This window comes from Pseudarthrobacter sp. S9 (assembly GCF_050156545.1).
Taxonomy (GTDB): Bacteria; Actinomycetota; Actinomycetes; order Actinomycetales; family Micrococcaceae; genus Arthrobacter.
This window is the reverse complement of record NZ_CP189576.1, coordinates 1,077,745-1,100,252: the sequence shown is the minus strand read 5'-3', so window position 1 is coordinate 1,100,252 and position 22,508 is coordinate 1,077,745. Positions and strand designations below refer to the sequence as shown.

The following is a 22,508-nucleotide window of genomic DNA, read 5'->3' as shown; positions in this document are numbered from 1 at the left end:
CCGGGGAATGCACGGGGAGGGCTGGACATGATCTCCACCTTCAAATCCCTGCACATCCTGAACTACCGGATCTGGTTCATCGGCGCGATCATTTCCAATATCGGGACGTGGATGCAGCGCACCGCCCAGGACTGGCTGGTGTTCGCCCACCTGACCGGGCACGACGCCGGGGCCATGGGCATCACGATGGCCCTGCAACTGGGCCCGCAGCTTTTCCTGGCGCCCGTGGCCGGACTGGTGGCCGACCGCTTCAACCGTAAGCAGCTCCTTGTCCTGACCCAGTCCGCGATGGCGCTGCTCAGTGCCGGGCTCGGCGTCCTGGTGGTCTCGGGTGCCGCGCAACTCTGGCACGTGTACTCGTTCGCCCTGCTGCTCGGCGTCGTATCCGCGCTGGATGCGCCCGTGCGGCAGACCTTCGTCTCGGAACTGGTCCGGGACGACTACCTGCCCAACGCCGTGGCCCTCAACAGCGCCTCTTTCAACGTGGCCCGGATGATCGGACCGGCGGTGGCCGGCGTGCTCACGGTCGTCGTCGGGCCGGGTTGGGTCTTCCTGATCAACACCCTCACGTTCGTTGCCCTGCTGGCGAGCCTGTGGCAGATCCCGGCGGCGTCGCTGCGCCAGCTGCCGCGGGCGCCGGCGGGCAAGGGTCGGATCCGTGAGGGTTTGCGGTACGTGCGGTTCCGGCCGGACATCCTGGTGGTGCTCGTGGCAATCTTCATTGTGGGAACCCTGGGACTGAACTTCGCCCTGTTCATCGCGGCGATGGTCGGCACGGAATTCGGCCTGGACGCCGGCGCCTTCGGCTTGATGAACTCGATCATGGCAATCGGGTCCGTCGCCGGGGCGCTGCTGTCAGCCGGCCGCAGCAAGCCCCGGCTGCGGATCATCTTCGGGGCCGCCGGGGCATTCGGTGTGACCTCCGGATTAGCCGCGCTGGCACCGAACTACTTCTGGTTCGGCGTCTCGCTGGTGCCGGTGGGCCTCTTCGCGATCACCATGCTGACCAGCGCCAACGGCTACGTCCAGACGACGACGGATCCGGTGATGCGCGGCCGGGTGATGGCCCTGTACATGGCGATCTTCATGGGCGGCACGCCGATCGGGGCACCGCTGGTGGGCTGGGTGGCGAACATTGCCGGTCCCCGCTGGTCAATGGGCGTCGCGGCGGCCGCGGGACTCATCGCGGCCTTGATCGGGCTGCTGTGGATCGTCCGGGCGAAGCAGCTGCGGATCCGCTTTGACCGCAGGGCGCGCGGGCTGCGGCACTTCCGGCTCGAATCCGGCACCCGTTCCGGCGGCGCTGGGCCGGAACGCCCAGGCGGAAACGCCGACGCTACTTCTTGAGTTCGGCCACGACGAAATCGATGCACTCCAGCAGCGCAGAGACATCGTCCGGTTCGATCGCCACGAAAGTGGCGATCCGAAGCTGGTTGCGGCCCAGCTTGCGGTAGGGCTCGGTGTCCACGATGCCGTTGGCGCGGAGCACCTTGGCGATGGCCGCGGCGTCGATCGATTCGTCGAAGTCGACCGTGGCGATGACGTTGGAGCGGTCCTCGGCGTTGGCCACGAATGGCGTGGCGTACCCGGAGGCCTCGGCCCAGCGGTAGATCCGCCCGGCGGAGTCCGCGGTCCGGGCCGCGGCGAAGTCCAGTCCGCCGTTGGCATTGAGCCACTGCACCTGGGCGTCCAGAGTGACGAGGGTGGCCAGCGCCGGAGTGTTGTAGGTCTGGTTCAGCCGGGAGTTGTCGATCGCCGTCTGGAGGTCCAGGAAGTCGGGAATCCAGCGGTCGGTGGCCTTGATCCGGGCCGCCCGCTCGAGGGCTGCCGGGGAGAACAGGCCGAGCCACAGGCCGCCGTCGGACGCGAAGTTCTTCTGCGGGGCAAAGTAGTAGACGTCGGCCTCGGCCACATCCACGTCCAGGCCGCCGGCGGCAGAGGTGGCATCCACCAGTACCAGGGATCCCGCATCGGCGCCGGCCACGCGCTTGACCGGGGCGGCGACGCCGGTCGAGGTCTCGTTCTGGGGCCACGCATAAACGTCGACGCCGGCCTCCGCCTGTGCGGACGGCCGGGTGCCGGGCTCGGACTTGATGATGGAGGAGGCGGCCAGGAAGGGTGCCTTGTTGGTGGCAGAGGCGAACTTCGAGCCGAATTCGCCGAAGGACAGGTGCTGTGCCTTGTTGTCCACGAGGCCGAAGCTGGCGACGTCCCAGAACGCCGTGGAGCCGCCGACGCCGAGGATGACCTCGTAGCCTTCGGGGGCACGGAAGAACTCGCTGAGCCCTGTCCGGACCGAGCCGACAAGGTTCTTGACGGGTGCCTGGCGGTGGGAGGTCCCCAGCAGTTTCGCCGACGCCGCGGCGAGGGCCTCCATCTGTTCCGGCCGGACCTTGGACGGTCCGGCGCCGAACCGTCCGTCCTGGGGCAGGAGGTTTGCGGGGATCGTGATGCTGGTGTCGCTCACAGTGGCTCCAATTTTCGGCTGATACGTAGCGTGGCTTGGGAGGTGGCCTGGCAGGGGTGGCTGCAACGAAGACTCCTTTTCATTCTGCCTGAAAGCCCCGGGCGATACGGAAAAGGGTCCGTCACAGTCCAGTCATTGAGGCACCGGTGCGGGCGGTGCGCGGCTGGTTCGCGGTTGATACGCCGACGCTCAACGAGGGGACTGTGACGGCCAGTGCCGACGCCCGGAAGATTATCCGGAGTAATTCAAAATAGGCTAAGATGTCCTGCGAACGTACGGCGGATCTCGCCAGGGCGCATCCTGCACGCGGTACGGTGGGAATGACGCAAGGACGGCGCTCGAGGAGCTGAGCTGAATGACGGATCTGATCGATACTACGGAGATGTATCTTCGGACCATTCTGGAACTTGAAGAAGAAAACATCGTCGCCCTCCGCGCCCGCATCGCCGAAAGGCTGCGCCACTCCGGCCCCACCGTTTCCCAGACCATCGGGCGCATGGAACGCGACGGACTGGTGGTTGTTTCGGGCGACCGCCACCTTGAGCTGACGGAAACCGGCCGGAAACGCGCTATCGGAGTCATGCGCAAGCACCGCCTCGCCGAGCGCCTGCTCGCCGACGTGATCGGCCTCGACTGGGCCTACGTCCACGAGGAAGCCTGCCGCTGGGAGCACGTGATGAGTGAACGCGTCGAGCGGAGGATTTTCGAGATGCTCAACCACCCGACCGTCTCGCCGTACGGAAACCCGATCCCGGGACTTGCGGAGCTCGGCGGCCAGCCGTCCCGGGCCTACACGGACGGGGTGGTGAACCTGCTGGACGCCATGGCCGGCTACGGTGCGGATTCGCGGATCACGGTCAGCCGTCTGGCGGAGCCGATCCAGGTCGAGCCGGAGTTGCTGGTTCAGCTTGATGAGGGCGGCATCCGGCCCGGTGCCGTGATCTCGCTGGAGCGGGTCGGCGAGTACATCTCGGTCCGGGTCCCGGATATCGAAGGCGCCCTGGAGTTGCCTCCCGAAGTCGCCGCCCATGTGTTTGTAACGGTCGTCTAACCTGCCCTGACTCGCCGCTCATGGGATGACCGATGAGTTGTGCACAAAAGTGATTACGGAATTATTACCGGGCGGCTTAATCACCTATAGTTAGTGGCCAGTACCGATACCAAAGCGTTACCTGATCCGAAGCCGAGCCCTGCCAGCGGATCAGTCGCAGAAACACCTTCTGGCAGGGGCGGGGGAACCACTTGCGGCTGCTTCAACAGCAGCCTTGGGGTGAAGTCCGTCAGCGGCAAGCACACTCCACCGAGGCATCCCAAGATGCCTCAGTGTCTGGCTGCTTGCCACGGCGGACCGGGTCTTTGATCTCTCTGACCCGAATCCGACAGCTAACTTCGCAGGCTATCCAGAGAGGAACCGTTCTTGACTACCCAGACCGCCAGGGGCCGTCGTCGCGCGACCGGTCCCGCTCCGGAGCCGCGCCCGGTTGTCGCCCCAATGGCCGACCGCCCACGTGACGCGCACCGCGACGAACGCCGGGGCCGCCGCAGTCCGTTCCGCCAGGTAACGGACTTTGCCGCCGCCAGCGGTGTGGGACAGAAGGCCGGCATCGCACTGGCCGCCACGGGCCTGGTCCTGACCGTAACCGTCCCCGTCACCAGCCCGGTCATGGCCACGGGCGCCGGCCTGTCCGGATCGGTCGCCGCCGCAGCGCAGCCGGATGTCACGGCGGCCGCCGCAGCCAAGGTCGACTTCAGCCGCACGGCCGTCACCACGAAGGGCGACCCGGACGGGAAACTCAAGCAGCTATTGAGCGCCCAGTCGGTGGGCAGCATCACCCGCGCGGCATCGGCCGGCACTCTCGGTGCGCCGCTGGACCAGATGGTCACGGCCTCGCCGTTCGGCTACCGCGTCAGCCCGATCACGGGCGGTGCGGGCGAGTTCCACCGCGGCCAGGACTACGCCGCCCAATGCGGAACAGCCGTCCACGCAGCCGCCAGCGGCACCGTCACCTTTTCCGGATGGCACCCCTACGGCGGTGGAAACCGCATCGTGATCGATCACGGCAACGGCCTGGAGACCACGTACAACCACCTGTCCTCATCCTCCGTGCGCGTCGGCCAGAAGGTCTCCCGCGGGGACCTCATCGCGATGAGCGGCACCACAGGCGCCTCCACGGGCTGCCACCTCCACTTCGAAGTGATGGTCAACGGCGACGTCGTTGACCCGCTCGGCTGGCTCTAAGTAAGCCGATGGATCACTCTCGAATTCTTGTGACACGCCGTGATCTGAATGTGACATTGAGTCCGGACTCCTGTAGCGTTTGAAGCACGCCAACTTTTCCGAAGTTGGCGCTCTTGAGTGGATTGCCTAGCTCTGCCACCGCTCAAGGTCCGATCGCATCACATCGTCTGGCAGGGGCGGGGGAACCAATTTTGGTCTTCGAAAGAAGACCTTGGGGTTAAGTCGCAAAGCTTCCCAGGAAGCAGCGCGGCCGGGTGACTCCCATCCGAATCCGACAGCTCACCTCGCAGGCATTGGGAGAGGCTACTTTCGTGTCTTCACGCCACAATGCTGCGCATAATCGCGCTTGCGCGGCTCTTCGGAGCCCGCTGAAATCCAACTCCCGTGCTGCCCTTGCCGGCGCCCGGATTGGAGCTCACTCCGCGGACTCACTCTCCACTGAGTCCGGACAGCAGGCCAAGCACCTGCTCGCTTTTGGCGTGTCTTCGCAGTACACCCTTCGCTAAGTAACCCATTCGGGGCGATCCGGCGTACCCCCAAGATGCCGGAGCGTCCTCATTCCGCGCCTGAAAACGCGCGGTCCAAGGATCACGAAAGAGAGAACTTAATGACTACTCGTGCAACCATTGCACGGCACCGCGCCGAGGTCACCAAGACCAACTCGCTTGCTGTCATTGCCAAGGCTGTCGGCGACAACGCCGGCGGCATGGGCCGCCAGGCTGCAGTCATCGCCGCAGCATCCGGCCTGGTTCTGACCAGCGGTATCGCAGCCAACGCTGCTGAGACCAACGTTCAGCGCGAATCCACCTCCGCTTCCGCCCTCGAAGTCCAGTCAGCTGCTCCGGCAACTATTTCGGCTGCTTCTACCATCGCGATCTCCTACGAGAAGCCCGCCGTCACCACGTCGCCGGCTCCTGTCGTCGAGGCCCCGAAGCCCGCTGTGAAGGTCCAGGACGCCCAGGCCGGCGGCGCGCAGCTCGGAACATCCGCGTCCGTCGGCGCACCGGCAGGCATCGGCAGCGGCAACGGCGCGACGATCGCCGCCGCTGCCTATGCACAGATCGGCGTCGGGCAGGACTGCACCGCCCTCGTAACCAACGCACTGGCCGCAGCGGGCATCCACTACCACGGCTGGCCGGCAGGTTACCTGTCCTTGGGCCGCACCGTGAGCGCCGCCGAGGCACAGCCGGGCGACCTCGCCTATTACCAGAACGGTGGCGTGGGCATGGCCCACATCGCTGTCTACGTCGGCAACGGCATGGCCGTCCACGGCGGCTGGAACGGCGGCACCACCGCCCTGTACAGCGCCAACGTCGGCTCCGGCCCGGTCTTCATCCGCGTCGGCGGCTAAGCCACGGGCTAAGACAAAGGCTAAACACGGCCCCAGCACTTTCGAAGGACCCCCGCCCTGGTGGCGGGGGTCTTTTGTGTTGCCGCGGAATGAACTTTCCGGGGCACGGACCGGCGCGGTCGAAAAAAATTCGGTGATCCGGCACTTGAGTGTTTACTCTTGTGTTGTCGATCCATAGCCTGACCATGCAGAGGGCAGCCGGCCCTCGTGCCCCTGGCGGGTGCGGCCGTGAAGAGGTATGCGGATGCGCACGCTCGTTCTGAATGCTGGATATGAACCGCTGGCGGTAGTGACCTTCCGCCGGGCGCTTGTCCTTGTGCTGACCGGAAAGGCCAGCGTGGTGGCCGAAGGGGACGATCCCGTCGTCGGCCCCCAGGACATATTGGGCCGCCCGTCCGTGATCCTGCTGAACCGCTATATCCGGCCCCGGTACAACACGATGACGGCTGTCAGCCGCCGGGGCGTGCTCCGCCGGGACGGCCACCGCTGCGCTTACTGCGGCAAGGCTGCCCACACCATAGACCATGTCCAGCCCAAGTCCCGGGGCGGTGCGGATTCCTGGGAAAACCTCGTGGCCGCCTGCCTGCGCTGCAACAACGCCAAGGGTGATCACACGCCCGGCGAGATGGGCTGGAAACTCGGCTTTGCTCCCGCGCCGCCGAAGGGCACCGTCTGGCAGATCAAGGAACTCGAAAAGCCGACTCCGGCCTGGGATCCGTTCCTGCTGCCCGAATCCGCGGCCTGAACCTGCGGCCTGAACCTGCCGCCTGAACCTGCCGCCTGAACCCGCGGCGTGCCGGTCCGGACCCCTTGCCGCGCTAGGCTGAAGCGGTGGAGTTCGATGCCGTCATTCTCGCCGGGGGGAAGTCCTCCCGTCTGGGAGGCGTGCCCAAGTCACGGCTGGTCTACGACGGCGCCACCCTCCTTGAACGCTCGCTGCGGGCCGCGCACGGCGCCAGGGGAGTCGTCGTCGTCGGGCCTGACCCGGGGAACCTGCCCGACGGCGTCCTGAACTGCCGCGAGGATCCTCCCTTCGCGGGTCCGGCCGCCGCCATCGCTGCCGGGCTGTCCGCTGTGGCGGCGGACCATGCAGCCCGAGGCGGGGCAGTCGGTCCGGCGCCCCTCACCCTGGTCCTGGCCTGTGACATGCCCCGCGTGGAGTCCGCTGTCCGCGCCCTCATCAAAGCGCTGGAAGGCGACGGGCCGGACAGTACAGCCCTGTCCGCCACGCCAGCCCGGGAGGATGCGCCGGAGACCGACGGCGTCATGGCCGTCTCCGGCGATGGGCGCAGGCAACCCCTACTGGGCTTTTATGGCACAGTTGCGCTACAACGTTGCGTCGCGGACGCCGCGCGCCGGGGAGCCCTCGAGAACGCTTCGGTATTCGCCCTTCTTGCTAGTCTTGAGGTGCGGGAAGTTCGAGTCCCCTCCGGTTCCACGGATGATGTGGATACCTGGGATGACGCCACCGCCCTAGGGATATCCGGCCCGGTTCAAGGCCACGATCCAGACGGCCGGTCCGGAGCTCCGCAGCTGAACTCGACTTTGGAGGCAAACGGTGAAGAGCCAGGATGAAACACTGGAAGACTGGTGCCGTGCCCTGCTCCAGGCCCTGGAGCTTGAGGATGTCGAGATTGACGTGACAGAGGTCCTGGCCCTGGCCGGTGTGGCGGCTCATTCCGTGGTGCGCCCTGCCGCCCCGCTGACCACGTTTATCGCAGGCTTTGCCGCCGGACTGGCATCAGGTTCCGGCCAGGCCACCGACGCCGTGTCCATGCAGGCCGCCATGGGAGTGGCCCGCCAGCTCGCCAAGGACTACGCGGCCGCCGAAGCTCCCGGGGCATGACGCCTGCACCCCCTCACGGCCACGGGACTGCGGAGGCCGAGCCGGGGCAGCACCGGCACGTGGCCCACACCTGGCATGAGGCCCGGCAGCTCGCCTTTGACTGTGCCACCGCCATTCCCGCGGCCCCCGTGCCTCTCCGGCAGGCCCTGGGCAGGACCCTGGCGGCGGATGCGGCGGCCCTGCAGGACATGCCGCACTATGCCTCGTCTGCCATGGACGGCTGGGCCGTCAACGGCAGCGGGCCCTGGATCCTGGCCGAGCCGAACCAGCGGCTGGCCCCGCACCAGGCGAGTCCGATCGCCACCGGCGGCCTGATCCCGCCAGGGGCGAAGGCCGTGCTGCGCAGCGAGAACGGAACCATCGGCACCGACGAGGACGGCCTGCCGGTCCTGAGGCTCGGCGGCATTGCGAAGCCCGGTGAGCCGCGAAACGGCGACCACATCCGGAAAGCAGGGGAGGAAGCCGCCGCCGGCGAGCTGCTGATCAAGGCCGGCACCTTGCTGAACCCAGCCCATCTTGCCCTCGCCGCGCTGGCCGGGTACGACACCCTTCCGGTGCTCGGCAAACCACTGGTCCGCCTCGTGTTCACCGGCTCCGAAGTTGTCGCCGCGGGCCTGCCGGGCCCGGGCGAGGTGCGCGACACGTTCGGACCCCAGCTGGCAGGGGTGGTGGGCATGCTCGGTGGAATCTGCACTGAAGAGGTGAAAATCGGCGACAGCTACGCCGAATGGCTCGCCGCACTGGAGGATACCGGGCCGGCCGCCGCCGGGGATCCGTCCGCGGAGCCCGCCGCCGAACCGGTGATGGAGAACCTGCCCGCCGACGTCGTCATCACCACGGGGGGCACCGGCCGCTCCGGAACGGACCACCTCAGGCGCTCCGTCGCCGAGCTGGGCGGACGCCTGCTGATCGACGGCATCGCCATGCGTCCTGGCCACCCCGCCGTGCTGGCCGAGCTGCCGGACGGCCGGTTCATCCTCGGCCTGCCCGGGAACCCGCTCGCGGCCATGATGGCGCTCTCGACCATCGGGGCGCCGCTCCTTGCGGCCTTGGGGCACGGAACGCTACCGCCGATCGCCGAGGTGCCGTGCGGCTCGACGATCGACGCTGATCCCGGCCGGACACGGCTGATGCCCTTCCGGCTGCTCTACGGGATGGCGTCGCCGGCGCAGCATACCGGCCCCGGAATGATGCGCGGACTGGCCGCCGCCGACGGCGTCCTGGTTGTCCCGCCCCACGGCGTGCAGCTGGGGGAGCCCGTCCCCGCCTTCGCGCTCCCGTGGGGCGCCCCCATCCCGGACCCCGGGGCTGCCGCCGCAAAGGCAAAGACGGCCGCCAGGAGACCGGCAAGGAAACCCCCGGCGAACGACGGTCCGGTGGACTGGAGCGCCCTTGGGTGAGCGGCGCTCCGCCAGGCCGCGCTGGCTGCGCTGGCTTCCGAGTCCCGCACTTGCAATGATGGAATCAACCGAAGGTCCGCACAACACGTTGCTTAGGAGCCCCTGATGGGTCGCGTGACGCAGCGCCGCAAGGTGCACAAATTTGTCCTGGACGGATCACCGCAGGCCCTCGAATTCCCGGTCCGCCACCGGGAGGATGTGCTGGCCGTCGAGGAACCGCTGGAGATCCGGCTGGGAAGCCTCTCCTTCTCCGTCACGATGCGCACGCCCGGCAGCGACTTCGACCTCGTGGCGGGGTTCCTCGTCTCCGAGGGCGTCATCTGGACCCCCGAGCAGCTTGTCTCCCTGCGGTTCTGCGCCGGCGAAGACGCCGACGGGGTCCAGACCTTCAATGTGGTGGAGGCCCAACTCCGGCCCGACGTCGTCCGGCCGGACACCGGACGGAACATCTTCACCTCCAGCTCATGCGGTATTTGCGGCACGGACTCGATCGACGCCGTGCGCAAGTCCTCGCACTTCAGCCCGGCCGACGACCCTCTGACCGTGCCGCTGGCGACGCTGGCGTCCCTCCCTGACGCGCTCCGGGAGGCCCAGGCAGTCTTTGACGTCACCGGGGGCGTGCACGCCGCGGGGCTCTTCAGGATTGCCGTCGATGGCTCCGCCGAGCTGTTGTGCCTGCGCGAAGACGTGGGGCGGCACAACGCCGTCGACAAGGTCGTGGGCTGGGCGCTGCGCGAGGGCCTGCTGCCGCTCCGCGGAACCGTGCTGCAGGTTTCCGGCAGGGCATCGTTCGAACTCGTCCAGAAAGCTTCGCTGGCCGGAATCCCCGTGCTGGCAGCCGTTAGCGCCCCTTCCAGCCTGGCCGTCGAGTTGGCGGAGGCCAGCGGGATGACCCTGGCCGGTTTCAGCCGCGGCACGTCCCTGAATGTGTACGCCGGCCACAGCCGCGTGACCGTTCCTGCGTCCGTGACCGGATAGCGCGTCCTTGGCTAAACCCCTCCGCGCGAAGTAAGTTTTATCCATCGATTGGATGCGACCCGGCTTCCTCCACCAGCGCTAAAGAGGATCACATTGCACGACGACCGCCGTCTCACGGAAGTCCGGCTGGACCGCTTTCTGCGCGAACGGATCGTTCCCGCGCTGTACCCGCGCAGCGTGCCGCTGACGCTGAGCAGCTGGGACGCGCCGGACGAGCCGGTGCCGGTGTCGGAGGCCCTGCGGCAGGAGTTCGCCCCCCAGGAGCACGGCGCGGCCTGGGGCCGGCCCTGGAGCACCAAATGGTTGAGGCTGCAGGGTGAAGTGCCGGACGCCTGGGGCGCGGCGGCGGACACCTCGGTCGAAGTCCTCGTGGACCTGGGCTTCGGCGGCGCCCTCCCGGGATTCCAGTGCGAAGGCATCGCCTGGCGGCCCGACGGAACCATCATCAAAGCGATCTCGCCACGGAACCAGTACATCCCGCTGAAACTCCTGGGCAGCGGCATGGCCGTGGACTTCTACGTCGAGGCCGCGGCAAACCCTGACTTGTCCCAGGGCTGGACGTTCGCAGCCACGCCGTACGGCGACAAGGCGACGTCGGGCAGCGAGCCGAAGTACCGGCTTGGCGGGATCGTCATCGCCGAGCTCAACCAGACAGTCTGGGAATTGCAGCAGGACATCCGGGCGCTCGGCGGGCTCATGCACGAGCTGCCCATGGAGCTGCCCCGCCGTCACGAGATCCTGCGCGCACTGGAACGGATGCTGGACATCCTGGACCCCGACGACGTCCCGGGAACGGCAGCCGCCGGACGCGCCGCCCTGGCGGACGCCCTGGCCCGGCCGGCCTATGCCTCGGCGCATCGGCTCGTGGCCACGGGGCATGCCCACATCGACTCCGCCTGGTTGTGGCCCGTCCGGGAAACCATCCGCAAGTGTGCCCGGACGTTCTCCAACGCGGTGGCGCTGATGGATGAGCACCCCGGGTTCGTGTTTTCCTGCTCCTCGGCCCAGCAGCTCGCCTGGATGAAGGAATACTATCCGGAGCTGTTCGGGCGCATCCGCGAAAAGGTCAGGGGAGGCCAGTTCATCCCTGTGGGCGGCATGTGGGTCGAATCGGACTCCAACATGCCCGGCGGCGAGGCCATGGCACGGCAGTTCCTGGAGGGCAAGGGCTTCTTCCTGGACGAGTTCGGCGTCGAATGCCAGGAAGCGTGGCTCCCGGACACGTTCGGCTACTCCGCGGCACTGCCGCAGATCGTCAAGGCCGCGGGCAGCCGGTGGTTCCTGACCCAGAAGATCTCCTGGAACCAGGTCAACAGGATGCCGCACCATACCTTCGACTGGGAAGGAATCGACGGCACCCGGCTGTTCACCCATTTCCCGCCGGTGGACACCTACAGTTCCGAGCTCAGCGCCAGGGACCTGGCCCACGCGGAGCGGAATTACCGCGACCACGGACGGGGAACCATGTCGCTGGTCCCGTTCGGCTACGGCGACGGCGGCGGCGGTCCCACGCGGGAGATGCTGGCGGCGGCGAGGCGCACCGCGGACCTGGAGGGTTCGCCGAAGGTGCAGATCGGGACTTCCAGCAGCTTCTTCGCCCGAGCGCAGGCGGAATACCAGTCCCTGCCCGTCTGGGTGGGGGAGATGTACCTGGAGCTGCACCGCGGCACCTACACCAGCCAGGCCAAGACCAAGCTGGGCAACCGGCGCAGCGAGCACCTGCTGCGGGAAGCGGAACTCTGGTGCGCCACGGCGGCGGTGCGGACCGGCTACAGCTACCCGGCGGCAGAGCTCAAGAGGCTGTGGCGCCTGGTCCTGCTGCAGCAGTTCCACGACATCCTTCCCGGCAGCTCCATTGCCTGGGTCCACCAGGACGCCGAGCGGAACTACGCCGCCGTCGGAAGGGGGCTCGAAGCCATCATCGAGGACGCCGCGGCGGCCGTGCTGGGAACGGGCGACCGGGAGTTCCTCCTCAACGCCGCTCCGCACGAGCGCCAGGGCGTGCCGGCGTTGGCCGCGGCCGAACCGATCCGCTTCGAGCAACCCGTGTCCGTCACCGGATCCGAGGGCGGCTACATTCTGGACAACGGCATCATCCGGGCAGTGGTGGATGCCGACGGGCTGCTGGCCTCCCTCATGGACTACTCCAGCGGGCGCGAGACGATCGCGCCCGGGGAGTCCGGAAACCTCCTGGAGCTGCACCGGGACACCCCGAACGAATGGGACGCCTGGGACATCGACGCCTTCTACCGCAGGAACGTCGAGCGGCTGACCGACGCCCGCTCGGTGACGCTGGAGCGGGACCCCCGCAGGGAAAGCCCGGACGCCGTCGTGCTGGTGGAGCGCATGGCCGGCTCCTCGGCCGTGACCCAGCGGATCTCGCTGGAGGCCGGTTCCGGCTCGCTGGCCATTTCCACGGCGGTGGACTGGCAGGAAAGCGAGAAACTGCTGAAGCTCGGCTTCGCGCTCGATGTCCGGGCGGACCGCTCGGCCTCGGAAACCCAGTTCGGACACGTGTTCCGCCCCACCCACGTCAACACCTCCTGGGAAGCGGCGAAGTTCGAGATCTGCGCCCACCGCTGGATCCACGTCGCCGAGCCGGGCTACGGGGTGGCGGTCTCCAACGCCTCCAGCTACGGCCACGACGTCACCCGAAACGTCCGGGAGCACGACGGCGGGACGACCACCACCGTGCGGCTCTCGCTCCTGCGGGCGCCCAAGTTCCCTGATCCCGGGGCGGACCGCGGCCGGCATGAGCTGAACGTGACCATCCGGCCCGGCGCCAGCATCGCCGACGCCGTCGAAGAGGGCTACCGGACCAACCTGGTGCCGCGGGTGCTCAGGGGGGCCCACGGGGTTGAACCGCTGTTCACCGTGTTCAACCAGGCCCTCGTCATCGAGGCGGTCAAGCTCGCTGAGGACGGCTCCGGCGACGTAATCGTGCGCCTGTATGAATCGCTGGGGGAGCGGTCCACGGGGCTGATGACGGCCAATTTCGACGTCGCCAGTGTTCATACCGTGGATCTGCTGGAGCGGCCCGTCGACGCCCCGGGGGTGACGGCCGGCCGCGATTCTGCCGGGCTGACCCTCCGGCCGTTCCAGTTGATGACTTTGAGGTTTGTGAGGCCGCCTGAGGGGCCGGAAACGGCCTCGGACAGCCGGGTATGAGGAGCGGAAAGCCCGTTAAACAGGCTGAGTGGTAGCGGTCCTGCTGGACCGCTACCACTCATCCCCCCAATGGCGCTTGGACGACTGCCTCCGCCTCGCACGGCTGACTTCCGTTCGCGAAGCGATATGTCGCTTTCACACATTCATGATTCTCTCACGGTCTAATGATTTTGTGAATGCCCCTGTCCATCGTTCTTGTGGAATGTTTCACCAGCCCTACCGGGGGATGGGCGATCAGAGGTCAGCTTGCTTCTTCGGCGTCCTCTTCGCAAGTACCTTCCCCAGCCAGATCAGGGCAAGGCCCACCACGAGGCAGAGAATGGCGGTGTAGTTGACGATGAACCTCAGGTATCCGAGCGCGGGCGGAAGCACCGGGGACAACAGGCTCAGCGTGATGGCCACGGAACCGGCCGCCATCAACCCTGCGCTGAACCGCACCAGGACGGGCAGGCTGCTGGTCGCGGTCCGCACCATTGCAGGCAACAAAGCCAGGGTGATGTACGCGGGGTACAGGCGTCCGGCGGCTCCGTAGTATTCCACCAGGGCGGCATTCCGGGCGTCCTTGGCAAAGACTGCGACCATTCCGGCTGATGAGCCGGCGGTGTCCATCATGAGGAAGACCACCACCACTGCCAGCGACGCAGCCGCCGCTACCGCGATTCCGATCGGGCCGGTGATGAGCCGCAGGGCGTCGTCCGAGCTGAAGCCCCGGGCGACCCTGAGGCCGAGGAAGAATATGGCGGCGAAAATGAGGAAGCGGAGCACGAGGTTGGCTATGTTCGTGCCCCCCAAAGCCTGGTCGATGGCCAGGTACGGGGCGTCGATGCTTAAGAGGATGGCCACTGTCATCAGCGCGTAGACGAAGAACAGGGACCGGTTTTCACCCCGGAGCGCACTGGGAATGCGGGCAAGGGCGACGATTCCGCAGACCGCCAGTGTCGTCCATTGAAGGATCCCGATCATCCGAGGTTCTCCCATATCTTTTCTGTTTGTGCTTGTTCCTGCTCCTGGCGGCGGAGCGCCTTGCCAAGCGTCTGCAGCCGCTCGCCGGCCAGGGCCGTGAGCTCGCCGTCGGACAGGGCGTCCAGGGCCGACTGCTTCGCCTTTGGCGGCCAGCCCGCTTCCGTCTCGGTAATGAGTCCGGTTGCGACGAGTCCGCCCGTGAAGCCTACGCCAGCCGCCCGCGCGGTGGCGACCGCAAGTTCCGGGGACAGCCTGTTGGCCGTGAGCTGGGCCGAATAGTTTTGCGGCGCAACCCCGGTGGCGGCGGAGACGCGGTGCCGCAGCTCGCCGTCGTCGATCGCATCCACCCAGTTCCGGACGGACGTGGCGTGCGGCGCAGGGCTGAGCGCTAGCATGGCCACCGGTGCGCCGTGGGCCGCGTCGGGGCGGGCAATGACCGCGCGCAGCAGATCCACGGTCGCAATCTGGCTGACGAGTTCGGCCGGAGTCGGCGGCCGCGGCTGCCCGGCCAGTTCGGCATAGTTCTCGAACGTGGCCAGATCCGCCAGGGGGCTGCGGTCCAGGGCCCGGCTGATGCTCACTACCGTGGATTCGGCCACTTTGCCCCGCACCAGCTGCTGCGCAAGGGTGGTCCGCTTGATGCCGGAGATCCTGCAGATGTCGGCGGTGCTGGCGGCCGGCGCGACACTGTGAAGCCAGTGCTGGAATGCCTTGGCGGGTACGGGCATCTATGGCGTCCTGCGGAGTCGGTGGGAGCAGCGGGTCCTGGCGTGCGGCTGTGCAGCGATTTTACGAAGAGGTCTGATTCAACTATGCTAATTGGTCGAACCCGCTGGTCCGTACACCCCCCAAGTCCGGACCGGCGGGTTTCTGCATGCCCGGAGGATTCCGGGCCGTTCTGGACCGCCGGTTTGGGCCGTGGTGAGAGGATTGACTAATGACTGCAACCCTTGTTGCCAAGGACCTTTCCGGTGGTCACGATCACCGCACGCTATTTTCCAAACTCTCCCTGACCGTTGCTCCCGGCGACGTCGTGGGGGTCGTGGGCGCCAACGGCGCCGGCAAGTCCACCCTGCTCCGCCTCCTGGCCGGCGTCGACGAGCCACAGGAGGGCACGGTCAGCCTTGCCCCGGCCGACGCCTTCGTGGGCTGGCTGCCGCAGGAACACGAGCGGATCGCCCGCGAAACGGTGGCCGGCTACATCGCCCGGCGGACAGGCTGCGCCCGGGCCGCCTCGGACATGGAGTCCACCGCCGAAGCCTTGGGTTCCGGCGCCCCCGGCTCCGACGACGCCTACTCCCTGGCGTTCGACCGCTGGATGGCATCCGGCGCCGCCGACCTCGAGGAGCGGATTCCGCCCGTCCTGGCCGATCTCGGCCTTGACGTGGGGCCGGACGCGGAGATGACCGGGCTGTCCGGGGGCCAGGCCGCACGGGTAGCCCTCGCGGCGCTGCTGCTCAGCCGCTTCGACATCGTGCTGCTCGATGAACCCACCAACGACCTGGACCTCAGCGGCCTCGCCAAGCTGGAGGCCTTCGTGCAGGGCCTGCGCGGCGGCGTGGTCCTGGTTTCGCATGACCGAGAGTTCCTCGCGCGCTGCGTGACGACCATCGTGGAGCTGGACCTCGCACAGAACACGGTCGCGGTGTACGACGGCGGCTATGAGGCTTTCCTGGAGGAGCGCGCCGTGACCCGCCGCCATGCCCGTGAGCGCTTCGAGGAGTTCGCCGCCACGAAGGCGGACCTCGTTTCGCGGGCCCGGACCCAACGCGAGTGGAGCTCGCAGGGCGTCCGCAATGCGATGAAGAAGAGCCCGGACAATGACAAGATCCGCCGCGCGGCCAGCACCGAGTCCTCGGAAAAGCAGGGGCAGAAGGTCCGGCAGATGGAATCCCGGATCGCGCGGCTTGACGAGGTGGAAGAGCCCCGCAAGGAATGGCAGCTGCAGTTCAGCATCGGCCAGGCCCCGCGGTCCAGCGCCGTGGTGGCTACGCTCCGGGACGCCGTCGTGCACCAGGGCGACTTCACCCTGGGCCCCGTGAACCTGCAGCTCAACGCGGGGGAGCGGATCGGCATCACCGGTCCCAACGGTGCCGGCAAGTCCACCCTGCTCCGGCTCCTGCTGGGCGTGCGGCTCCCCGATTCCGGCGACGCGTCCATGGGCGCTTCGGTGGCCGTCGGGGAAATCGACCAGGCCCGCGGGCTCCTGGCGGGGCGCCTGTTGCTCGCGGACGCCGTCGAGGCCGTGCTGCCGGAGATGACCCCGGCGGAAGTGCGCACCCTGCTGGCCAAGTTCGGCCTCAAGGCGGACCACACCGGCCGCCCTGTGGATTCCCTCTCGCCGGGGGAACGGACCCGGGGCGCCCTGGCGCTGCTGCAGGCACGCGGCGTGAACCTGCTGGTGCTGGACGAACCCACCAACCACCTCGACCTGCCGGCCATCGAGCAGCTTGAGGAAGCCCTCGACAGCTACGACGGCGCGCTGCTGCTGGTCACCCACGACCGCCGACTGCTGGAAAACGTGCGCCTTGACGTGCGCTGGAACGTGGAGAACGGCGTCGTCACCGAACTCGTGAACAGCGCCGGCACGGCACCACGCAGCGCGACAACTGGCACGGCATCACCGGGCGGATACGATCGCGCCCCGAAAGGCAACAACAAATGAGTATGGACCGGGTCGCCTGGAGCTCCCTTTACAACATCACGCGCGCCTCGAGCGGTTCCAAGCCGTTCTCCAAGGAGACCCTGAAGCGCGTCTTCAGCTTCGCCAGGCCGTACCGCGGCAAGCTGATCGCCTTCGTGCTGCTGTCCATTGTGATGGCTGTGCTAGCCGTGGCCACTCCGGTGCTGGCCGGCCAGGTGGTCGACGCGATCATCGCCGGTGCGCACACCGACGTCGTGGTCTGGCTGGCCGTGCTGATCGCCCTCGTGGCCGTTGCGGAGGCCGGGATCGGCCTCGTGACGCGCTGGATGTCCTCCACCATTGGTGAAGGCGTGATCGTGGACCTGCGGACCAGGGTGTTTGACCACGTCCAGAAGATGCCGATCGCCTTCTTCACCCGCACCCGGACCGGCGCGCTCGTGAGCAGGCTGAACAATGACGTGATCGGTGCGCAGTCGGCCTTCGCCGGCACGCTGTCCGGCGTGGTCAGCAACGTCGTGGCCCTTGCGCTGACGCTCGCGGTGATGCTCGGGAAGTCCTGGCTCGTGACCGTGCTGGCCATGATCCTGTTGCCGATCTTCCTGATTCCGGCCCGCCGGATGGGCTCCAAGCTGGCCGATCTCCGCCGCGAAGCCGCGGAACACAACGCCGCCATGGGCACCCAGATGACCGAGCGGTTCTCCGCCCCCGGCGCCACGCTCGTGAAGCTCTTCGGCCGCCCCGATGAGGAGTCCCGCGAGTTCGCCCTCCGGGCCGGCCGGGTCCGCGACATCGGTGTGCGGACGGCCATGCTGCAGTTCACCTTCGTGACGGCCCTGACGCTCGTCTCCGCGCTGGCCCTTGCCCTGGTTTACGGCCTGGGCGGCTGGCTGGCGCTCTCCGGGCAGCTGGCCGCGGGCGACGTCGTCGTGCTGGCGCTGTTGCTGACCCGCCTCTACGCGCCGCTCACGGCGCTGTCCAACGCCCGGGTGGAGATCATGAGCGCCCTGGTCAGCTTCGAGCGCGTCTTCGAAATCCTGGACCTCAAGCCCCTCATCCAGCAGAAGCCAGACGCCGTGGAATCGCCGGCCGGGCCGCTGTCCGTGGAGTTCGACGACGTCCGCTTTGCCTACCCCTCGGCGGACAAGGTTTCCCTGGCCTCGCTGGAGGACGTGTCCACGCTGGACACCCGCGGCGGCGAAGAGGTGCTGCATGGGATCAGCTTCCGGGTGGAACCCGGCCAGACCGTGGCGCTCGTGGGCTCGTCGGGCGCCGGCAAGTCCACGATCGCCCAGCTCCTCTCGCGGCTGTACGACGTCGATTCCGGCGCCGTCCGTTTCGGCGGCAAGGAACCCGGTACCGGGGTGGACGTCCGCGACCTCACCTTCGATTCGATGCGGGAAACCCTGGGCATGGTGACGCAGGACGGTCACCTGTTCCACGAGAGCATCGCTTCCAACCTGCGCCTGGCCCGCCCGGATGCCACCGAGGAGCAGATGTGGGACGTGTTGCGCCAGGCCCGTCTCGAATACATGATCCGGTCGCTGCCGGACGGGCTGGACACCGTGGTGGGGGAGCGCGGCTACCGGCTCTCCGGCGGCGAACGCCAGCGCCTCACCATTGCCCGCCTGCTGATTTCGCAGCCGCGCGTCGTGATCCTGGACGAGGCCACGGCGGCTCTGGACTCCACCAACGAAGCCGCAGTGCAGGAGGCGCTCGGCGCCGCGCTCGAGGGGCGCACGGCCCTCGTGATTGCCCACCGGCTCTCCACGATCCGCGCGGCCGACGTGATCCTGGTGGTGGAGGACGGCTCGATCGTGGAGCGCGGAACCCACGCCGGGCTGCTCGCCGCCGAAGGACGCTACGCGGAGCTGTACAGGACGCAGTTCGCCGAGGCGAGCGCGGTGGCCGAAGAAGCCGTTCCTGAACTGGACGCTGTTCCCGAGCTGTAGGGAGGTCCCGGGCTGTAGGTCCGCTAGGGTCGGTCCGGCGAGAGTGCCGGCAGGATGTGGTCCGTCAGCAGCGGTGCCAGGTCAGCCGGCAAGTCGGCCGTCAGGTCCAGCCAGCGTATTTCGGCGATCTCAGCGGACGGATGGGCGCTCCACACGCCGGGAGCGGTAAAGACCGTCGCTTCGATGTCCGTGGCGGCCTCGTTGGCGGCGTCGGCCAGCCAGACGCCCATGTGCTGAAGCGCGTCCGGCGCCACCGCGATTCCTACCTCTTCCAGCAACTCGCGCGAGGCGGCCTGGGCAGCGGATTCGCCGGGCTCGGGCTTACCGCCCGGGTGCATGAATTTGTCCGTGCCGCGCTTGCGGACGGTCAGGAGGCGGCCGGCCTCGTCAAAAACGCAGACGGCGGAGACAACAATGCGGGCTTTCACGCTACGAGCCTAGCCGGTTCCTGGCCCTGACCGCGGGTCCAGCCGCCGCAGCACGGATTCCAGGAGCTGGACCTTCTTCGGTCCGCGCACGTCCCAGGCATAGCTGAATTCATCTGGGCCGCGGAGGGTGTACGTGACCCGGTAGGTGTCCGGATCACACCAGTGCTGGTCCTGGCTGGCGTTCTGCGTAAAGCTCATGCGGTGGAACGCCCGCCCGTCGGGAAAGGTCACGTCCATCGCATCGGGGGATTCCGCGGAGTGGAGGACATAGTGCCGGCTCGCCGGCCCGGTAAAGGGGTCGCCGTCAAGGGAAGTCAAGCGGACGGTTCCTTCTTCGTGGAAGCTGAGCCCGCCGTCGTCGTCCAGTGCGGAATAACGCACGACGCCGGTGAACGTGCCGCGCGTGCCGGAGGTGCGGTCAAGCAGCGTGCGCTCCACGGACCAGGACCCGAGGAGGTAGGCGCGCAGCTCGAAATCCGAATCGGCGACCGGCGGCTGGGAGTTCAAGTGCCCTCGATTGGAATCGAACCAACGACACCGGCTTTAGGAGAGCCGTGCTCTATCCACTGAGCTACGAGGGCGGGCATCCGTCCCGGCCGGCCATGGGCCGGCCCGTTCGGACACGGATATAAGCATACAAGGTGTGCGCGCGTACTACGCTCTTGGCATGACCGCAGCAGCCGCGACGATTCCCGACGACGTCATCTACATTCCGGATGTGGCCTCCACCCGGTTCTACATCGGGGCCCTGGCGAAGCTGAGCGTGCTGCAGTATTTCGTGGCGGAGGCGGCCGTGATCGGCGCCTGGGCGGGGCCGGAGCCGTACAGCCGCCGGACCGGGCTCATCAGCGACCTCGGCGCCCGGGGCTGCGGCGTCTTCCAGAGCCGGGACGTCTGTTCACCCGCGCATGTGCTGATGAACGCGTCCTTCGTGGTCCAGGGCCTGGGTATGGTGATCGGGGCGCTCCTGCTCGGCTCGGCCCTGCTGTGTCTTGCGGCACGGCCCGGTGGGCGGATTGCCCGAGGTCCGGGACACGGTCCGGGACAGGGTCCGGGACTGCGGACGCCGCGGACCGCCGGGGTCGCTGCCGCAGTCGCTGCACGGGTGCTCACCGGCGCAGCCGGTTCCGGCACCGTCATTGTGGGGCTGGTGCCCGAGGACGCGGGATCGGTGTGGCACGGGGTGGGCGCGGTAATGTACTTCGCGGCCGGAGCCCTGGCGCTGCTGGTCCTGGGCTGTCTCTGGCTCCGGCAGACGCCGTTGGGCTGGTTCGTCCTGGCCTGCGGTGCGCTGTCCCTCGGCGCGCTCATCACGGGCGGCCTGACGGGGATGCACGTGCCGGAACCCGGAACGCTGGAGCGGCTCATGGGCTATCCCATCACGGTCGGCCTGGCCGCGGTTGGCCTGGTCATCGCACAGCGCGTCCGGCAGGAGCGCGTTGCCCGGAAGGCGCAGAAGGCCCGGCAGGCACGGAAGGCCCTCAAGGCGTAGGCGGCGTCTACGGTGCTGGTGCTGTTGCTGTCGCCATGATCTTCAGCAGCTCCTCGTCGCGCAGCTTTGACCAGGGCGATTCCGGCGAGCCCTGCAGCGCGGCCTCGGGGCTGTCCGTCTGGGTCCACCATTTCGCTTCGAAGACCCGGCCCTCGAAGAGCACCCGGTCGCCCTTGCGGTAGACGGTGGACGGCTGCCACTGCGGGGCCGTGCCGGCCGGCGCCGTGAGCTGGGGCGTCGGCCTGTCACCGGCCAGCACCGGGCCGATGATGCGCCACGGCGTTGCGGCGCCCTGGAGAACGGGGTCGTCAGGGGTGTCGGCGCGGGTCCACCACTTGGCCTCGTACACGTTTGAATGCCAGACGATCCGCTCGCCGGCGGTGTAGGCGGTGCTCTCGGACCACACCGGGTACGGGCTGGTGGAGGGATCATCGGTGACAGCAGGAACCGGGGTCTGCTCCACCGGTGCGGGAGCCTCGGCGGCCGGGCTGCCGATGACGCCGGCGCCGAGGATCGCGGCGAAAGTCGAGCCGCCCTGGTCGACACCACTGCAGCCGTCCGAGACCTGCTTGACGTCGGGGAAGTTCGGGCTGCAGGTCCGGTCACGGTTGAGGGACCACATAGACAGGCGGCCGACGCCCTTGGCGCTCGCGTAGCCGCTGAGGTCCTGCGCGTCCTTGAGCGAGAAGATTTCGCCCGCGATGTCGTTCTGGCCGATCATCGGCGTCAGGCCGATCTTGCGCCAGACTGTTTCGCTGCCCAGCTCGCTTCCCGCGGCCCGGTACAGATCCGTGAGCTGCCCGTGCGTGGCTTCGGCGGCCGACACCGCGTTCTCGTACATCGACCGGCCCGGCAGCTTGCTTCCGCCATAGTCCATCGTCATGACGTTCACCCCGGCGAGGTCGGTGCCGGCGGTGATCATCCGGCGCACAGCGTCGCTGCCCGCCGTCGTGAGCCCGTTGGGGTCAGCCGGCAGCGTCAGCCAGACGCTCAGGGCCTTGCCGTCGCGCTGTCTGTCCTGCTGGAGCGCCGCGATGGCCGCCGAGCGCCGGTCCAGGACCGCGACGTCGGACAGGGCGTCACCCTCGACGTCCAGATCGATGCTGCTGACGTTGTAGCGGTCAACGACTGCGCGGTAGGCCGACTTCAGCTTGTCCGGATCCGTGCAGCCGGTAGCCAGCTCGTTGTTGGCCAGCCCGCCGAAGGAAACGGAGGCTGTGCCGCCGAGCTGCTGGAGCCGCGCTACCCGCCGATCCAGATCCAGGGCCGAGGCCGCCTCGGACAGCGAGTAGGCGGCGCCCCAGGACGGGGTGCAGGGATCCTTGGCGTCGGCCACCACGAAGGACAGCACCACTTTTTCGGCTTCCTTGGACGCCGGGGCCTCAAAGGCATAACGGGGCGTCGCCGTGGCGTCGACATAACCGGAGAAGATGGAGGGGATGGCCTCTGCAGTCCTGCCGTCCTGGAAATTGCCCCACGCCGCCACGCCCCCGGCGGTGATTGCCACCACGACGCCGATGAGCACGCCCAGCCGAACCAGAGATAACTTTCGGCCTGGGAATCGTTCGGACACAGGGCCCCCT

General features: G+C 67.9%; 19 protein-coding genes, 1 tRNA gene and 2 riboswitches. Of the genes, 13 read left to right on the top strand and 7 right to left on the bottom strand.

Going from position 1 to position 22,508, the window contains the following annotated elements; translation table 11 throughout:
• Nucleotides 1–30 precede the first annotated feature (30 nt).
• The gene (locus tag ACQCSY_RS05115; protein WP_427135689.1) at nt 31–1,347 is read left to right on the top strand and encodes an MFS transporter; all 1,317 of its coding nucleotides are present in this window, start codon (nt 31–33) and stop codon (nt 1,345–1,347) included.
• Here ACQCSY_RS05115 and serC read toward each other — a convergent pair.
• Complete coding sequence (serC, locus tag ACQCSY_RS05110) at nt 1,337–2,467, bottom strand: phosphoserine transaminase (protein WP_427133739.1); 1,131 nt, start codon at nt 2,465–2,467, stop codon at nt 1,337–1,339. The two genes, ACQCSY_RS05115 and serC, sit on opposite strands and share 11 nt — an antisense overlap.
• A 355-nt stretch (nt 2,468–2,822) precedes the next feature.
• On the opposite strand from serC, the gene ACQCSY_RS05105 reads away from it, so the two are divergent.
• From ACQCSY_RS05105 to ACQCSY_RS05065, 9 genes are all read left to right on the top strand, one after another.
• Entirely contained in the window at nt 2,823–3,518 is a 696-nt protein-coding gene (locus ACQCSY_RS05105; RefSeq protein WP_427133737.1) for a metal-dependent transcriptional regulator, read from the top strand.
• Nucleotides 3,519–3,663: 145 nt separating this feature from the next.
• A riboswitch (cyclic di-AMP (ydaO/yuaA leader) is annotated at nt 3,664–3,880 on the top strand.
• 4 nt (nt 3,881–3,884) lie between these two features.
• The gene (locus ACQCSY_RS05100) at nt 3,885–4,706 is read left to right on the top strand and encodes a M23 family metallopeptidase (protein ID WP_427133735.1); all 822 of its coding nucleotides are present in this window, start codon (nt 3,885–3,887) and stop codon (nt 4,704–4,706) included.
• A gap of 137 nt (nt 4,707–4,843) precedes the next feature.
• Nucleotides 4,844–5,013: riboswitch (cyclic di-AMP (ydaO/yuaA leader) on the top strand.
• A gap of 300 nt (nt 5,014–5,313) precedes the next feature.
• Nucleotides 5,314–6,057 carry an NlpC/P60 family protein gene (locus tag ACQCSY_RS05095; protein ID WP_427133733.1) on the top strand — a complete coding sequence of 248 codons (744 nt, stop codon included), beginning with the start codon at nt 5,314–5,316 and terminating at the stop codon, nt 6,055–6,057.
• Nucleotides 6,058–6,301: 244 nt separating this feature from the next.
• A complete protein-coding gene (locus ACQCSY_RS05090) occupies nt 6,302–6,802 on the top strand; it encodes an HNH endonuclease (RefSeq protein WP_427133731.1) in 501 nt (166 codons plus the stop codon).
• Between the two features lie 86 nt (nt 6,803–6,888).
• Nucleotides 6,889–7,632 carry a molybdenum cofactor guanylyltransferase gene (gene mobA / locus ACQCSY_RS05085; protein WP_427133729.1) on the top strand — a complete coding sequence of 248 codons (744 nt, stop codon included), beginning with the start codon at nt 6,889–6,891 and terminating at the stop codon, nt 7,630–7,632.
• Nucleotides 7,616–7,903 carry a DUF6457 domain-containing protein gene (locus ACQCSY_RS05080; RefSeq protein WP_427133727.1) on the top strand — a complete coding sequence of 96 codons (288 nt, stop codon included), beginning with the start codon at nt 7,616–7,618 and terminating at the stop codon, nt 7,901–7,903. Before mobA ends, ACQCSY_RS05080 begins: the two co-directional genes overlap by 17 nt.
• Complete coding sequence (locus ACQCSY_RS05075) at nt 7,900–9,303, top strand: molybdopterin molybdotransferase MoeA (RefSeq protein ID WP_427133725.1); 1,404 nt, start codon at nt 7,900–7,902, stop codon at nt 9,301–9,303. Before ACQCSY_RS05080 ends, ACQCSY_RS05075 begins: the two co-directional genes overlap by 4 nt.
• A 105-nt stretch (nt 9,304–9,408) precedes the next feature.
• Nucleotides 9,409–10,281: a formate dehydrogenase accessory sulfurtransferase FdhD gene (gene fdhD, locus ACQCSY_RS05070; RefSeq protein ID WP_427133723.1), complete on the top strand. Its 873-nt coding sequence runs from the start codon at nt 9,409–9,411 to the stop codon at nt 10,279–10,281.
• 93 nt (nt 10,282–10,374) lie between these two features.
• Nucleotides 10,375–13,449, top strand: coding sequence for an alpha-mannosidase (locus ACQCSY_RS05065; protein WP_427133721.1), 3,075 nt, complete (start codon nt 10,375–10,377; stop codon nt 13,447–13,449).
• Nucleotides 13,450–13,683: 234 nt separating this feature from the next.
• Here ACQCSY_RS05065 and ACQCSY_RS05060 read toward each other — a convergent pair whose 3' ends face one another.
• Together ACQCSY_RS05060 and ACQCSY_RS05055 are read right to left on the bottom strand one after the other, a co-directional pair.
• Entirely contained in the window at nt 13,684–14,412 is a 729-nt protein-coding gene (locus ACQCSY_RS05060; RefSeq protein ID WP_427133719.1) for a hypothetical protein, read from the bottom strand.
• Nucleotides 14,409–15,140 (bottom strand): hypothetical protein, encoded by a 732-nt coding sequence (locus ACQCSY_RS05055; RefSeq protein ID WP_427133717.1) that lies wholly within the window; start codon nt 15,138–15,140, stop codon nt 14,409–14,411. Before ACQCSY_RS05055 ends, ACQCSY_RS05060 begins: the two co-directional genes overlap by 4 nt.
• Nucleotides 15,141–15,349: 209 nt before the next feature.
• On the opposite strand from ACQCSY_RS05055, the gene ACQCSY_RS05050 reads away from it, so the two are divergent.
• Together ACQCSY_RS05050 and ACQCSY_RS05045 are read left to right on the top strand one after the other, a co-directional pair.
• Nucleotides 15,350–17,077, top strand: a complete 1,728-nt coding sequence (locus ACQCSY_RS05050; protein WP_427133715.1) for an ABC-F family ATP-binding cassette domain-containing protein — start codon at nt 15,350–15,352, stop codon at nt 17,075–17,077.
• Complete coding sequence (locus ACQCSY_RS05045) at nt 17,074–19,005, top strand: ABC transporter ATP-binding protein (RefSeq protein ID WP_427133713.1); 1,932 nt, start codon at nt 17,074–17,076, stop codon at nt 19,003–19,005. Before ACQCSY_RS05050 ends, ACQCSY_RS05045 begins: the two co-directional genes overlap by 4 nt.
• Nucleotides 19,006–19,028: 23 nt before the next feature.
• Here the strand turns inward: ACQCSY_RS05045 and ACQCSY_RS05040 are convergent, their stop codons facing one another.
• From ACQCSY_RS05040 to ACQCSY_RS05030, 3 genes are all read right to left on the bottom strand, one after another.
• Entirely contained in the window at nt 19,029–19,433 is a 405-nt protein-coding gene (locus tag ACQCSY_RS05040) for an NUDIX hydrolase (protein WP_427133711.1), read from the bottom strand.
• A gap of 9 nt (nt 19,434–19,442) precedes the next feature.
• The gene (locus ACQCSY_RS05035) at nt 19,443–19,940 is read right to left on the bottom strand and encodes a DUF6314 family protein (RefSeq protein ID WP_427133709.1); all 498 of its coding nucleotides are present in this window, start codon (nt 19,938–19,940) and stop codon (nt 19,443–19,445) included.
• 1 nt (nt 19,941) lies between these two features.
• Nucleotides 19,942–20,014, bottom strand: a tRNA-Arg gene (locus tag ACQCSY_RS05030).
• A gap of 86 nt (nt 20,015–20,100) precedes the next feature.
• Between ACQCSY_RS05030 and ACQCSY_RS05025 the strand changes: the two genes are divergently transcribed.
• Nucleotides 20,101–20,925, top strand: coding sequence for a DUF998 domain-containing protein (locus ACQCSY_RS05025; protein ID WP_427133707.1), 825 nt, complete (start codon nt 20,101–20,103; stop codon nt 20,923–20,925).
• Between the two features lie 7 nt (nt 20,926–20,932).
• Here the strand turns inward: ACQCSY_RS05025 and ACQCSY_RS05020 are convergent, their stop codons facing one another.
• Complete coding sequence (locus ACQCSY_RS05020; protein ID WP_427133705.1) at nt 20,933–22,498, bottom strand: chitinase; 1,566 nt, start codon at nt 22,496–22,498, stop codon at nt 20,933–20,935.
• Nucleotides 22,499–22,508 lie beyond the last annotated feature (10 nt).